Consider the following 12,492-nt stretch of genomic DNA (forward strand, 5'->3'; position numbering starts at 1 on the left):
GCAGGATCCTGCCGCGTAGACAATCTCACCAGCGGACCGTCGCATTGAGCGCGAAGGTGCGGCCGGGAGCCCGCAGCAGGTCGAGGTTGCGGTTGGAGGCCAGCACGCCGACCACGTCCTGCGCGTTGTGGTACTCGACGTCGAGCAGGTTGTAGGCGCTCACGTTGAACGACAGGTTCGGCGTCGGGTTGTAGAAGACCAGCGCATCCATGGTGACGTAGGAATCCGGCCGGAAATAGGTCGCGTCGCTGACCTGGTTCTTCGCCGCCGCGCCCCGCGCGCGAAGCTCGGCGCCCCAGCCGGCCTCGTGCTCGTAGCGGATGCCCGCATGGGCCGTGAACGGATCGACGGAATCGAGCGCCAGCCCGGTCTCCTCGTTCTCGCCCTGCGCATAGGCCAGCGCGCCGAAGATCGACCAGTTGGTCGTGATGCGCCAATCGGCCTTGGCCTCGATGCCCCAGATCCTCACGTTCGACAGGTTCTGGTACTGGAACTGGGTGAGGCCCGCCGGCGAGGTGCCCACCGTCACCGTCTCGATGAAGTCGTGGTAGAAATTGTAGAAGCCCGACACCTGGAAGCTCGAGCCGTCGTCGAAGCGCCCGCGAACGCCAGCCTCGAAGCCGTCGCTGGTCTCGGGCTTGAGATTGCCGTTCGGCAGGATCTCGTAGAAGAAGACCGGATTCGAGAAGCCGAAATTCGCCGTGTCGTAGGGCGGCGCGCGGAAGCCGCGCGAGTACTGGCCGAACAGCCGCAGCTGATCCGTCAGGTCGTACGTTGCGCCGAACTTGGGCGAGACGGCGAACTCGTTCTGCTCCTCGACGGTAAAGTCGCGCTGGTTCGACCGGGCGAAATCCTCATCCGGGTTCGGGTCGAGGTGATAGGTGTCGAAGCGGATCGCGGGAATGAGCCGCAGCCTTCCCAGGCGGGCCGTATCCTGGACGTAGAAGCCGGCCTGCAGCGTCTCCGTGTCGGGGAAGTTCTTGTTGGGATAGGTCTCGCCCGCGATGGTGCGCGTGACGACGCCCGTGACCAGGTCCCGCTCGAGCCGGTCGCGCGGGCGCGAGGTCGTGGTGGCGTCGACGGAAGCGCCGTAGATGAAGCTGTGCTCCCAATCGCCCCACTGCCGGACGCCGGAGAGCTGGATCTCGGCGCCGTAGATTTCCTGATCGAAGCCGAAATCCGAGAAGCGGATGCGGCCGGGCGCCGTAGGCGGGCCGGCAAACGAGGTGCCGCGCTGCTGCAGCGTCTTCTCCTCGCGGTCCACCTTGGTCCAGTACACGCTGGTGCGCACCGTGTCGGCCACGGACCAGGTCACGGGCAGCGTCCAGTCGAAGCTCAAGCGCGGACGGGTGGTGGTGTCATCCGCATCGGAGTCGAACACCCGGGCAAAGGGCATGCCGCCCCCGCCTGGGGTATTCGAACGGTCGCTGAGAAGATCCGTGCCGACCTCCTTGCGCGTGAACTCGCCGGTGAGCTTGAACTGCCCCCATTCGCCGCCATTGTAGAGGAGCTTGGCGAGCGCGCTGTCGGCGGTAAAATCCTGCGGGTTGGGTCGCAGCGTTGAATCGTCGTCGAGGTTCGGCTTCACCTCGTGGCCCTGGCGGTGGGTGTAGAGAATGAGCGCCTCCCACGGCCCTAAGCGCCCGGCGCCGGTATAGGTCTGCAGGAAGCTTCTGTCCTCGGTGTCGTGTCCGGTCTTGGCCGAGAGATACCAGTCCTTGCCGACGAGGTTGAGGTAATCGGCCGGATCCTTGGTGACGTAGGAGACCACGCCGCCGATGGCGTCGCTGCCGTAGAGCGCGGAGGACGGACCGCGGATGATCTCGACCTGCTTCAGGCTGTCGAAATCGACGAAGTCGCGGGTATAGGTGCCCGCGCCGATGTTGGTCTCGGGAAAGTCCGGCACCTTCACACCGTCGATCTGCACGCGCACCCGGTTCTCGCCGATGCCGCGGATCACGTAATTGGTGGCGCCGCCGCGGTTGGGCTGGTTGCCCACCGAGACGCCAGGCTCCTCGCGGGCGAGGTCGCGCGGCGAATTGATGTTCCTTTGGTCGATGTCCTGCTGGGACGTGACGCTGACCGTCGAGGCGCTGTCATAAACGGGTGTGGGCACACGCTCGGCCGTGATGGTGATGGCGTCGAGCGTGGTGAACAGGGGCGCTTCCGGCGCCGGAGCCTGCGTCTGCACCTGCGCCTGCGCGCCGGTGGCGAGCGTTGCGCCTGCGAGAGGGCAGAGAACGAGAAGGGCGAGAGGCGAGGTAGACGCGCGAAGTCCTCCGCGCAGGAAGGTAATCATCCTGACGATCCCAGTCTTTCATGATGCTTTTCTTGATGACTGGCTGGCTCGCGCAGAAACCGAATTCACGCTGGCTGGCTGCTTGGTCCCTTCCTGCGGGAGGAGGGTTTACATCCGATAGCCAAATCAAGTAACTGCGTCAATACGGACAACGATATTCGTAGTTTTACATAGTTCTAAACTGCGAATACATAAGAAATTTAGATTTATCCGAAATTAGAATAAGTAAAATCTGGAGACGATCGTGCATAACCCGCCTTCACCGTCGGAAGCCAAACCCGACAGGGCCCCCCTGGCGAAAGAGATCGATGTAGCGAGCCTGATCGGGACGGGACGCGAAGTGGTGCTGCTTCACCGGGGCGAACGCTACCGCCTGCGGGTCACCGCAAACGGCAAGCTGATCCTCACCAAGTAGAAGGCTCCTTTCGATGCTGTCACGACGCACGCTGCTTCTCGCCTCCCCTTTCGTACTCTGCGCCCCGCATCTGCGCGCAGCCCCCGCGCGCCGGATCGTCAGCGTCGGCGGCGCGGTCACGGAAATCCTCTACCGGCTCGGCCGGGCCGGAGAGATCGTGGGCCTGGATTCGACGAGCCTTTACCCTGAGGAGGCTCTCAAGACCAAAGCCAATGTGGGCTATGTCCGCGCGCTCGGCGCGGAAGGCATCCTCTCGCTCAACCCGACCCTCGTCATCGCCTCCGAGGGTGCGGGCCCGCCGGACGCGCTGAAGCTGATCGAGCAGGCCGGCGTCGCCATCGTCCGCGTCCCCGACGAACCGAGCCCGGCCGGAATCGCGAAGCGGGTCGAGGCGATCGCGCAGGCTGTCGGCGCGCCTGAGCAGGGTGCCGCGCTCGTCGGGGAAATCAACGCGGGCTTCGCGCACCTCGCCGAGGCCCGGGCAGGGGTCGAGCGCCCGACGCGCACGCTCTTCGTCCTTTCGCTGCAGAACGGACGGCCGCTCGTCGGCGGGCAGGGAACCACCGCCGATGCCATGCTCTCGCTGGCCGGCGCCGCCAACGCGGCCGCGTCCCTCACCGGCTGGAAGCCCCTGTCGGACGAGGGCCTGATCGCGGCGGCGCCGGAGGCCATCGTCATGATGAACCACGGACCCGGCGGCGCGGCCTCCGACCCCTTCGCTTACCCTGCCTTTGCGGCAACGCCCGCCGCCGACGGCAGGCGGCTCGTCGTCATGGATTCGCTCTATCTCCTCGGCTTCGGCCCGCGCACGCCCGCCGCCGCCCGAGACCTGATGGCGGCGCTGCATCCCGATCAGGTGAGCGGCGCAAGGCGATGAGTTCCGCTGCACTGGCTGCTGCCCCCATGCGCTTCAGGCTGCGCGATCACAGGACGCTTCTGCTGACGGGGCTCGCCGGACTGGTCCTGCTGATGAGCCTCGTGGCTCTCGGCCACGGCGCCGCAGGGGTTCCGCTCTCCCGGATGCTGACGATCCTCGCGGATGCCCTCACGGGCCGTGCAGTGGCGCTCGGCGGCGACGGGCTCATCATCCTGCAGGTGCGCCTGCCGCGCCTGCTGCTCGGGCTTTTGATCGGCGCAGCGCTCGCCTCCTCGGGCGCCCTGATGCAGGGCCTGTTCCGCAACCCGCTCGCCGATCCGGGCCTCATCGGCGTCTCCGCCGGCGCAGCGCTCGCGGCCGCCACGACGATCGTCCTCGGCGATGCCCTGCTCGCGCCCATGATCGGGCCCCTGCCCTTCACGGCCCTGCCCATCGGGGCGTTCACCGGCGGGCTCCTGACCACGCTTGCACTCTATCTCGTCGCAACGCGCAGCGGCCGCACCTCGATTGCCACCATGCTGCTCGCCGGCGTCGCCTTCGGGGCGCTGTCCGGCGCGATCATGGGCCTGTTCTCGTATGTGAGCGACGACCGGCAGCTGCGCGACCTGTCGTTCTGGTCCCTCGGATCGTTGAGCGGCGCAACCTGGACGAAGGTGATGGTGACGACACCCTTCATCCTGCCGTGCCTGCTCGCCATGCCCTTTCTTGCGCGCGGACTGAACGCGCTCGCCCTCGGCGAGGCGGAGGCCTTCCATCTCGGCGTGCCGGTGCAGCGGGTCAAAGCGCTCGCCATCCTGCTTGTGGCGGTCGCCATCGGGGCCTCGGTCGCAGCGTCCGGCATGATCGGCTTCGTCGGCATCGTGGTGCCGCATGTGCTGCGCCTGATGGCGGGTGCCGATCACCGGATGCTGCTTCCCGCCTCGGCGCTTCTGGGCGCGGCCCTGCTCGTCGCCGCCGACACGGTGGCGCGCACGATCGCGGCGCCGGCGGAGCTTCCCATCGGCATCCTCACCGCTGCCATCGGGGCGCCGTTCTTTCTCTGGCTGCTGCTGCGTCGTCCGGGAGGCATGAGCCTATGAGCGCGTTGCTTGAGGCCGAGGATCTTTCCTATCGCACCGGCAACAGAACGCTCGTCGACGGCATCGACCTGTCGTTCGCCCGCGGCACCTTCAGCGTGGTGATCGGCCCCAACGGCGCCGGCAAGTCGACGCTCCTGCGCCTCCTCTGCGGCGAGCTTTCCCCCTCACACGGCACGGTGCGCTGGAACGGGGAGCCGCTGCGCGCGATCCCTGCCTGGCGTCTTGCCCATCGCAGGGCCGTGATGCCGCAGGCCTCCGATCTCGGCTTTCCCTTCACGGTCTTGGAGGTGGCGAGCCTCGGCACCGAGGGAATCGGCCGCGGCCTCTCCCGCCACGACCGGCAGCGCCTGGCGCGCGAGGCCCTGGAGCAGGCGGACGTGGCGCATCTTGCGCTGCGCAACTACCAGACCCTCTCGGGCGGCGAGCGGCAGCGGGTTCATTTCGCCAGGGTGCTGGCGCAGCTCGCGGCCGGGCGGACGGTGGAGGCGCGCCAGGTGCTGTTCCTCGACGAGCCCATCGCCAGCCTCGACCTGAAGCACCAGCTGACCCTGCTCGAGACCGCAAGAAGCCTCTCCCGCGACGGCCTCGCCATCATCGCGGTGCTGCACGACCTGCAGCTGGCGGCCGACCTCGCCGACGACCTGATCCTCCTGCATGGGGGCCGCCTCGCCGCCCGGGGAACGCCCGACGCCGTGCTCACCCCTGACCGCCTCGCCGGGATCTTCGGCGTGACCCTGGCCTTCCCTATCCTGCCGCCCAGCCCATGGAAGCTTGCAATGGCATAGGCGCGGCCCGACACGGAGGACCCGATCAGTCGGATGTGGAGGAAGTATCGCCGATCGATCAGTCGGGAGCTGCGGCGTACGCGCAGAAGCGATCCGCTGGAGCGGTCACGATTCTACGGTTTTCAGGAGTTTACAGATTAACCCTTCAAGAAGGGATGGTGCCCAGGAGAGGACTCGAACCTCCACGGTGTTACCCGCTGCTACCTGAAAGCAGTGCGTCTACCAATTCCGCCACCTGGGCCTGCCTGTTCGGCGAGGGTTCGTTTACGGTGCTTCTGGCGGCGCGTCAATCACCGAAAATGCGGCCGATGCGCTTTCTTCAGCCTGCACCTCCTCACAGGCCGGCGGCCTTTGACCGGCGCATGGTGCGAACCCGAAAGGCCGCGCTCGCGAAAAGCCGCTCCGGTCTTCACCCCCGAACGATGGGCCTCTTGAAGAATTAGAGCATCGGATGGGTCCCAAAAGTGGATTCCACTTTTGGGTTCGATGCTATAGAGACATTCAAAATTTCATACCCAAGCTCTGGACCGCATTCTTGTCCGGGCAGGAGAGTTTCATGATCGGTGCCCTTCGCACGCCTGAGCAGCAAATCGTCACCGTCTTCGGCGGATCGGGCTTCCTGGGTCGCTACGTGGTGAGCGGCCTGGCCCAGCGCGGCTACCGGGTGCTCGTGCCGACCCGGCAGCCGAACATGGCGAACTTCCTCCCCCTGGGGAAGGTCGGGCAGATCCACCCGATCCACGCCAACCTGCGCCACGAGGATTCGGTGGCCCACGCGGTGGCCCGCGCCGACCACGTGATCAACCTGGTCGGCATCCTGCAGGAGACGGGCCGCCAGCGCTTCGACGCGCTCCAGGCCCAGGCGCCCGCCATGATCGCGCGGCTTGCCAAGAAAGCCGTCTCCTTCACCCATGTGTCGGCCATCGGGGCCGACGCGGATTCCGAATCGGCCTATGCCCGCTCCAAGGCCGAGGGCGAGGTCGCCCTGCTCCGGGAGCGTCCGGATGCGGTGATCCTGCGGCCCTCTCTCCTGTTCGGCCCGGGCGACAGTTCCTTCAACCGCTTCGCCACGCTCGCCCGCATGCTGCCCATTCTGCCCCTGCCGGGCACCGAGACCCGGTTCCAGCCGGTCTATGCGGGCGATGTGGCATCGGCCATCGTGGCTGCGGTGGACGGCAGGGTGCCGGCGGGCCGCATCTACGAGCTCGGCGGGCCTGAGATCCGCACCATGCGCCAGATGATGGAGTTCGTGTTCGAGGTGACCGAGCGCAAGCGCGCGATCGTCTCGATGCCGAACAACATGGCCCGGGCCATGGGCGGCGTCCTGGGCATGCTCGACCGGCTGACGCTCGGCCTCATCCCGGACGAAATCGTGACCACCCGCGATCAGGCGATCCTGCTCGAGAGCGACAATGTGGTTTCGGAGAGCGCAACGGCAGATGGCCGCACGCTCCAGGGCTTGGGCATCACGCCCACCACCATCGAGGCGATCGTGCCGAGCTATCTGGTGCGCTTCCGCAAGACCGGCCAGTTCGACCTCAAGCGCAACGCGACGCAGACGATGCCGGACCTGCTCGCCCCGCGCTCAGGTGGGCCTGAATCCGACTTCCACCCGGAGCGGGCTTCCGGCCCGGCCATCGGCCAGCAGGCGAGCCGCTGAGGGCTTGAGCGGCCCGCCCGTCAGGTTTTCCCGATCGGGGCAGGGCTTTCCCGGCGCACCAGGGCTCCTTTCGCCGAGCCTCGGGTGAGCCTCTTGTGCAGGTGAACCATCATCACGGCACCGAAGACCGGCGTGATGAGGTTCAGAACCGGGATGAGCACGAGCCCTGCCACCACGGCGCCGGCGGCGAGCACCGTGCCCCGGTGCTCCGTGCGCAGGCGCGCCACGTCCTCCGCCGGCCAGAAGCGGCCCGCCGCCAGTTCGAAATACTCGCGCCCCAGGAGATAGGCATTGGCGACGAAGAACGCCCCGATGTTGACGCCCGGAATGAAGAACAGCAGCAGGGCGACGAGATTCACCAGAACCGATAGGCCAGCGAAGCGGATGCCGTAGAGGATCGCCTTGCCGAAGGGCAGAGCCCGGCCCGGCGGATCGGCTGGATAATCCTTGTGCTCCACCACCTCGGCGACGTCGTCGAGGAAGTAGCCCGCCACGATGGCCGAGACCGCCGGGAGAAGGTAGAACAGCGCCACGAAGAGCCCGAAGCCCGCGAGGAAGAACGCGAAGCTGTCGATGATCGGGTAGGTGGCGCTGAGATCATGATTGGTGAGGAAGATGTCGAAGAGCTTCGTCAGGCCGAGCCAGACCAGGACGAGCAGCGCCAGGGTCAGCCCGATCGATTTCCAGAGGATGCGCCGCAGCGCTGGCGAGAAAACCTCGCGGGCTGCCGCGAAAACCGATTGGATCAGCATCTGTCGTTCGTCTCCTGGCGGGGGATGAACCCCATGCTTTTCACGGTCGCGTGCGCATCGCCTGCTGCGGAAAGCCGAACCGGCTTTTCGCCGGCGCGGCCCTCCGGGTCCGCACGATGCACTCATGGCCACGCTTGATGCGCGGTGCGGAGCTTACTTATGAACGAAGCCGCCGCAAAGCGAGGGGTGGAGGAATCTGTGTCTTTGGAAACCGGATCGTCGATCGGCCCTGCGGCGGATCCAGACGTGATCATCGTCGGAGCGGGCAGCGCCGGCATCGCGGCTGCGCGGCATCTCCTCGCCCATGGGCTCACGGTCACGATCCTGGAGGCGCGACACCGCATCGGCGGGCGTACGCTCACGCGATCCTTCAGGGGGCATCCGCTCGATCTCGGCGCCCATTGGCTTCATGCAGGCCCGATCAACCCGCTGGTGAAGCTGGGCCGTCAGCGGCGCGAGCCCCTGCGCCGGGCGCCTGTGGAAGGGCACTTCTTCATGCGGGGTCGGCAGGGAAGCTGGGCCGAGGGCGCGGCCCTCGACCGGGCCTTCGCCACGGCCGACCGGGCCATGACGCAAGGAGCGAAGGCCAGCGAGGACCAGCCGGCCGCAAAGGTCCTGCCCCCCATGGGGCCGCAGGGACGGCGGGTCGCTTCCATCCACGGGCTCGTCTCGGGCCGGCCCCTCGGCGAGGTCAGCCTGCATGACTTCCCGAGCATGGAATATGCCGACAACCTCTTCATCGCCGGAGGGCTTGGGGCCTATATCGGCCGCCTGGCGAAAGGTCTGCCGATCCGTCTCGGCACCGCTGTGCGGCTCATCGACTGGTCGGGAGACGGCGTGCGGGTCGAGACCGCCGCCGGAACGCTGCGCGGGAAAGCCGTCATCGTGACCACGCCCATGGCGGTGCTGCAGCAGGACGCGATCCGCTTTGCACCCGCCCTGCCGAAGGCCGTCCAGGAGGCGATCCACGGCTTCACCCAGGGCGTCTACGAGCATGTGGTGCTGCACTGGCCGGATTCGCCCTTCCGCGGGGCGGATCGCCTGGCGACCCTCACCGGCAGGCACCGGGAGCCGCCGGGGCTCCTCACCCGCATCGACAACACCCCGCTCCATTTCTTCGAGCTCGACCAGCCCACCGCCGCCGACCTCGACCGGCGCGATGCTCACGCGCCGCATCGCTATGCACGCGCGGTGCTGGCGGAGCATTTCGGCCATCGGTCGATTCGAAATCTCGCAGCCCTGCACAGCACCGCCTGGCGCCACGATCCCCTGTCGCGCGCCTCCTGGGCGGTGGTGCCGCCGGGTCTCTATCCCATCCGCGACATCCTGAAGGCGCCGGTGGGTGAGCGGATCTGGTTTGGCGGCGAGGCGCTGTCGCGCGCGCAATGGGGCACGGCGGGGGGCGCCTGGGAGGAGGGCGAGCGGGCCGCCGGCGAGATCGTCGCGAAGCTTACCGGTCCTCGTTCTGCAGGCTGAGATAGGTGGAGGTGAACTCGCCCGTCTTCTTCAGCCGCTCCCAGTCGAGAATGGTGAGCGCATTGCCCTGAAAACGGATCAGCCCTTCCTTGCGCAGCTCCTGCAGCACCCGGTTCACGTGGACGGTCGAGAGCCCCAGCGTATCGCCGAGCTCCGCTTGGGTGATGGGAAACTGGACCGTGTCCCCCTCGGCGCGGCCGACGGCCTTGAGGCGCAGGTAAAGCTCGCAGACCAGATGCGCCATATGGGCCGTGGCGGAAAGACGGCCCATGGCGGTCAGCCACTCCCGGTGAATGGCCCCGTCGATCAGGGTGTTCAGCCAGAGCATCCGGGTCAGGTGCGGGTATTCGTCGGTGATCTTCTCGAGGGTCGCATGCGGGACGGCTGCGATGCGGCAGGTGGTGAGCGCCAGAACCCCGTGATCCATCGTCTTCAGGAGGAAGCTGTGCAGATCGAGAAAGTCGCCCGGCACGTGAAGGGCGGAGATCTGCCGCCGTCCGTTCGAGACGATCTTGTAGCGGGCGGCAAACCCGTCCAGGAGCAGGGAGCTCTCGGTCGGGCGGTCGCCCTCGCGCACGATATCCTCATCGGCTTCCACCACCCGAACGCGAGAAATCGCGTTGTCCAGCACTCTCTTCTCTTCATCGGAGAGCTGATCGCGCTGTTCGAGCTTCAGGATCAGGGGGTTGGTCATACGGGTCATTGCTGAGGATAGAAACAGCCCTGTTCTGGCCAAACTCCGTTCTTAGCCGCACTCACATATGTTTATGCTCAAGATGGTTTTCGGTTGCATCGGGAGGCCGCCCACACCTTCACATTCGGGAGAGGAATGGAGGCGCAAAGCCTTCCTGTCCGGCGTCAGGTCAGAAGGGCCTGGATCACAGCGGCCGGAGCCTTCTCGCCATAGGGTTTGGCAATGAACACGGTATCGTCCGGCAATTCATCGCACTCCGGCTTGAGATGCCCGGAGGTGATCACGACCAGGATGTGAGGCCACCGGCGCCGGACCAGGGCTGCGAGTTCGAGCCCGTCCATGGCGCCTGGCATCTTCACGTCGGTGAACAGGACCTGGATATCCGCGCGACGCGCGAGCATCTCCTGCGCGGCTTCCGCATTGACCGTCTCGATCACCTCGAACCCGGCATCCATGAGGGCATCGGCCGTTGCCATGCGGACGAAGAGCTCGTCCTCCACCAGGAGCACAACAGGTCGCAGGGGAGACGAAGGGGATTTCATCAGGACAGGTTTCTCGCGCCGGATGAAAGGGGTCGGAAGAATGCGGACCGACTCGCACCTCGTATTGATTAACATATGTTAGACTAACGCCGGAGCAAGAGCATCCGTTCGGAAATTCACGGATGTCCGGGCTTTCACCCCGGTTCTGCAGCGGGTTCAGAGCATGCTGGGCAGCACGCGGTCCGGCGGCTTGTGGCCGTCCACGAAGGCGCGGATGTTGACGATCACCTTCTCGCCCATGGCGACGCGCCCCTCGTGCGTCGCCGAGCCCATATGGGGCAGGAGCACCACCTTGCCCTGCTTGGCCAGCCGCACGAGGCGCGGATTGACGGCCGGCTCCTCCTCGAACACGTCGAGGCCCGCGCCCGCGATGGCGCCGGCTTCGATGAGCTTGGTGAGGGCTCCTTCGTCGATGATCTCGCCGCGGGCGGTGTTCACCAGGATCGCGTCGGGCTTCATGAGCTTGAGCCGCCGCGCCGAGAGCAGGTGATAGGTGGCGGGCGTATGCGGGCAGTTCACGGACACGATGTCCATGCGGGCCAGCATCTGGTCGAGGGATTCCCAATAGGTGGCCTCGAGCTCCGCCTCGATCCTCGGCGGCACGTGGCGGCGGTTGTGGTAGTGGATCGACAGGCCGAAGGCCCTGGCCCGGCGGGCGAGCGCCTGGCCGATGCGGCCCATGCCCACGATGCCCAGGCGCTTTCCGGTGATGCGCCGCCCCAGCATCCAGGTGGGCGACCAGCCGGCCCACTCCCCGTCGGGGATGACGCGCGCGCCCTCCGGAAGGCGGCGGGCCACCGCCAGGATCAGCGCCATGGTCATGTCCGCCGTGTCCTCGGTGAGGACCCCGGGGGTGTTGGTGACGGTGATGCCCTGGGCCACCGCCGCCGCCACGTCGATGTTGTCGACCCCGTTGCCGAAATTGGCGATGAGCTTCAGGTTGGGTCCGGCCTGCCCGATGACGGCCGCGTCGATCTCGTCGGTGATGGTGGGAACCAGCACGTCGGCCGTCTTGACCGCCTCCGCGAGTTCTTCGGCTGAGAGCGGCTTGTCCTCGAGATTGAGGCGGGTGTCGAACAATTCGCGCAGGCGCGTCTCGATCACGTCCGGCAGGCGGCGGGTGACAACGACCAAGGGTCTTTTTTTCATCGGCCTAAAAACCCTCAGCACTGAAAAAGCCGCGAAGTGGAAAGAGTTTCACGCTCTCTTAACCCCGTTTCGGCGATCAAAGGTGACGACCCGCCGCGTGGCGGCATTCGTCAAGCTTCTCTACCAGAGCCTGCCATCCAAGACAAAGTCATGATCGGGAAAACCATGCGCAAGACCGTCCTTGCCCTTGCTGTCGTGAGCCTGACCGCCGGAGCGGCTTTTGCCCAGCAGCAGCCTCCGGGCGGACGCCTGGGCACCGGCCTGCCCGTGCCCCGCTATGTCAGCCTCAAGACCGACCGGGTGAACCTGCGCGAGGGACCCTCCAAGGACCACCGGACCGCCTGGGTGTTCCAGCGCGCGGGGCTCCCCGTGGAGATCATCGCCGAGTACGAGACCTGGCGGCGCATCCGCGATTCGGAGGGCACCGAGGGCTGGGTTCTCCATTCGCTCCTCTCGGGGCGCCGCACGGCCCTCGTCATGCCCTGGGCCAAGGGCAACCAGCCTCCGATCAGCCTCTTCGACCAAGCCGACGAGAAGAGCGGCGTGGCGGCTCATCTCCAGCCGAGCGTGATCACCAACGTGAAGGGCTGCGACGGCAAGTGGTGCCGGGTGATGATCACCATGGAGGGCGCCCGCGACGTGGACGGCTACATCCAGCAGGAGAAGCTGTGGGGCGTCTATCCCAACGAGACGGTCGAATAAACTTTTACCGATTTCTCAAGAATTGCCGGGGTAGAAGGCAACAACGTAACCCGATCCGCGGA

12 protein-coding genes and 1 tRNA gene are annotated in these 12,492 nt (G+C 66.5%); 7 read left to right on the forward strand and 6 right to left on the reverse strand.

Annotation, left to right across the window (positions count from 1 at the left end):
- Window positions 1-25 precede the first annotated feature (25 nt).
- Window positions 26-2,299 carry a TonB-dependent hemoglobin/transferrin/lactoferrin family receptor gene (locus AC0QTX_RS07930; RefSeq protein ID WP_474603282.1) on the reverse strand — a complete coding sequence of 758 codons (2,274 nt, stop codon included), beginning with the start codon at window positions 2,297-2,299 and terminating at the stop codon, window positions 26-28.
- 244 nt (window positions 2,300-2,543) lie between these two features.
- Between AC0QTX_RS07930 and hemP the strand changes: the two genes are divergently transcribed.
- The 4 genes from hemP to AC0QTX_RS07950 are packed head-to-tail and all read left to right on the forward strand — an operon-like array spanning window position 2,544 to window position 5,455.
- Window positions 2,544-2,714 (forward strand): hemin uptake protein HemP, encoded by a 171-nt coding sequence (gene hemP / locus AC0QTX_RS07935; protein WP_474603283.1) that lies wholly within the window; start codon window positions 2,544-2,546, stop codon window positions 2,712-2,714.
- Window positions 2,715-2,727: 13 nt separating this feature from the next.
- Window positions 2,728-3,591 carry a heme/hemin ABC transporter substrate-binding protein gene (locus tag AC0QTX_RS07940; RefSeq protein ID WP_474603284.1) on the forward strand — a complete coding sequence of 288 codons (864 nt, stop codon included), beginning with the start codon at window positions 2,728-2,730 and terminating at the stop codon, window positions 3,589-3,591.
- Complete coding sequence (locus AC0QTX_RS07945) at window positions 3,588-4,670, forward strand: FecCD family ABC transporter permease (RefSeq protein WP_474603285.1); 1,083 nt, start codon at window positions 3,588-3,590, stop codon at window positions 4,668-4,670. The genes AC0QTX_RS07940 and AC0QTX_RS07945 overlap by 4 nt, the downstream gene beginning before the upstream one ends.
- Window positions 4,667-5,455 carry a heme ABC transporter ATP-binding protein gene (locus AC0QTX_RS07950; RefSeq protein WP_474603286.1) on the forward strand — a complete coding sequence of 263 codons (789 nt, stop codon included), beginning with the start codon at window positions 4,667-4,669 and terminating at the stop codon, window positions 5,453-5,455. The genes AC0QTX_RS07945 and AC0QTX_RS07950 overlap by 4 nt, the downstream gene beginning before the upstream one ends.
- Window positions 5,456-5,611: 156 nt before the next feature.
- Here AC0QTX_RS07950 and AC0QTX_RS07955 read toward each other — a convergent pair.
- Window positions 5,612-5,696, reverse strand: a tRNA-Leu gene (locus AC0QTX_RS07955).
- Window positions 5,697-6,011: 315 nt separating this feature from the next.
- Between AC0QTX_RS07955 and AC0QTX_RS07960 the strand changes: the two genes are divergently transcribed.
- A complete protein-coding gene (locus tag AC0QTX_RS07960; RefSeq protein ID WP_474603287.1) occupies window positions 6,012-7,115 on the forward strand; it encodes a complex I NDUFA9 subunit family protein in 1,104 nt (367 codons plus the stop codon).
- A 20-nt stretch (window positions 7,116-7,135) separates the two neighbouring features.
- Here AC0QTX_RS07960 and AC0QTX_RS07965 read toward each other — a convergent pair whose 3' ends face one another.
- Window positions 7,136-7,867, reverse strand: a complete 732-nt coding sequence (locus tag AC0QTX_RS07965) for a sulfate transporter family protein (protein ID WP_474603288.1) — start codon at window positions 7,865-7,867, stop codon at window positions 7,136-7,138.
- A gap of 159 nt (window positions 7,868-8,026) precedes the next feature.
- Between AC0QTX_RS07965 and AC0QTX_RS07970 the strand changes: the two genes are divergently transcribed.
- Entirely contained in the window at window positions 8,027-9,343 is a 1,317-nt protein-coding gene (locus tag AC0QTX_RS07970) for a flavin monoamine oxidase family protein (RefSeq protein WP_474603289.1), read from the forward strand.
- Here the strand turns inward: AC0QTX_RS07970 and AC0QTX_RS07975 are convergent.
- The 3 genes from AC0QTX_RS07975 to AC0QTX_RS07985 form a co-directional block, all read right to left on the reverse strand.
- Window positions 9,318-10,037, reverse strand: coding sequence for a Crp/Fnr family transcriptional regulator (locus AC0QTX_RS07975; RefSeq protein ID WP_474603290.1), 720 nt, complete (start codon window positions 10,035-10,037; stop codon window positions 9,318-9,320). The genes AC0QTX_RS07970 and AC0QTX_RS07975 overlap by 26 nt on opposite strands.
- 164 nt (window positions 10,038-10,201) lie before the next feature.
- On the reverse strand, window positions 10,202-10,579 hold the full coding sequence (locus AC0QTX_RS07980) for a response regulator (RefSeq protein WP_474603291.1): 378 nt from the start codon (window positions 10,577-10,579) through the stop codon (window positions 10,202-10,204).
- A gap of 156 nt (window positions 10,580-10,735) precedes the next feature.
- On the reverse strand, window positions 10,736-11,728 hold the full coding sequence (locus AC0QTX_RS07985; RefSeq protein ID WP_474603292.1) for a 2-hydroxyacid dehydrogenase: 993 nt from the start codon (window positions 11,726-11,728) through the stop codon (window positions 10,736-10,738).
- 165 nt (window positions 11,729-11,893) lie between these two features.
- On the opposite strand from AC0QTX_RS07985, the gene AC0QTX_RS07990 reads away from it, so the two are divergent.
- On the forward strand, window positions 11,894-12,430 hold the full coding sequence (locus tag AC0QTX_RS07990) for an SH3 domain-containing protein (RefSeq protein ID WP_474603386.1): 537 nt from the start codon (window positions 11,894-11,896) through the stop codon (window positions 12,428-12,430).
- Window positions 12,431-12,492 lie beyond the last annotated feature (62 nt).

The sequence above is a fragment of the Microvirga sp. jy35 genome (genome assembly GCF_056148915.1).

Excerpts from the sequence above, each read along its gene's own strand:
- AC0QTX_RS07930 (WP_474603282.1), bottom strand. The coding sequence starts at position 2,299 with ATGATTACCTTCCTGCGCGGAGGACTTCGCGCGTCTACCTCGCCTCTC.
- AC0QTX_RS07940 (WP_474603284.1), top strand. The coding sequence starts at position 2,728 with ATGCTGTCACGACGCACGCTGCTTCTCGCCTCCCCTTTCGTACTCTGC.
- AC0QTX_RS07945 (WP_474603285.1), top strand. The coding sequence starts at position 3,588 with ATGAGTTCCGCTGCACTGGCTGCTGCCCCCATGCGCTTCAGGCTGCGC.
- AC0QTX_RS07950 (WP_474603286.1), top strand. The coding sequence starts at position 4,667 with ATGAGCGCGTTGCTTGAGGCCGAGGATCTTTCCTATCGCACCGGCAAC.
- AC0QTX_RS07960 (WP_474603287.1), top strand. The coding sequence starts at position 6,012 with ATGATCGGTGCCCTTCGCACGCCTGAGCAGCAAATCGTCACCGTCTTC.
- AC0QTX_RS07965 (WP_474603288.1), bottom strand. The coding sequence starts at position 7,867 with ATGCTGATCCAATCGGTTTTCGCGGCAGCCCGCGAGGTTTTCTCGCCA.
- AC0QTX_RS07970 (WP_474603289.1), top strand. The coding sequence starts at position 8,027 with ATGAACGAAGCCGCCGCAAAGCGAGGGGTGGAGGAATCTGTGTCTTTG.
- AC0QTX_RS07975 (WP_474603290.1), bottom strand. The coding sequence starts at position 10,037 with ATGACCAACCCCCTGATCCTGAAGCTCGAACAGCGCGATCAGCTCTCC.
- AC0QTX_RS07980 (WP_474603291.1), bottom strand. The coding sequence starts at position 10,579 with ATGAAATCCCCTTCGTCTCCCCTGCGACCTGTTGTGCTCCTGGTGGAG.
- AC0QTX_RS07985 (WP_474603292.1), bottom strand. The coding sequence starts at position 11,728 with ATGAAAAAAAGACCCTTGGTCGTTGTCACCCGCCGCCTGCCGGACGTG.
- AC0QTX_RS07990 (WP_474603386.1), top strand. The coding sequence starts at position 11,894 with ATGCGCAAGACCGTCCTTGCCCTTGCTGTCGTGAGCCTGACCGCCGGA.